At 58.0% G+C, this 345-nt stretch carries 1 pseudogene; it reads left to right on the top strand.

What is annotated here, in order from left to right:
• Positions 1-345: pseudogene (locus P7D22_RS23180) on the top strand (GAF domain-containing protein); the annotation flags it as partial.

Here is a 345-nt window from a genome sequence, read left to right as displayed (position 1 = left end):
CGGGCGCGATGAGGTTGTGGTCATCGGTTCGCACAACATAACGGCTGAGAAATCATCGCGGGAGGCGAGCTTTTGCGCGCATACCATCCAGGGTGATGAGCCTCTGATAGTGCCGAGTACAACCGCCGATCCCCGGTTCAGCGATAACATTTTCACCAAATCGGGCATGGGTTTCTACGCGGGCACACCGCTTGTGAGCCCATTGGACGGACACAAAATCGGCGCGCTTTGCATCATCGACGATCACGCCCGACCAGCCCTCGATGAGGCACAGCGCCGTATTCTTATGGGGCTGGCAGGGCTCGTTGTTCAAGATCTGGAGCAACGTCGTATGTCGTCTGGCGC

This window comes from Lichenihabitans sp. Uapishka_5 (assembly GCF_033947565.1).
In the GTDB taxonomy this organism is placed as follows: Bacteria; Pseudomonadota; Alphaproteobacteria; order Rhizobiales; family Beijerinckiaceae; genus Lichenihabitans.
The sequence above is the reverse complement of the archived record's forward strand: the minus strand, read 5'-3'. Positions and strand labels throughout refer to the sequence as shown.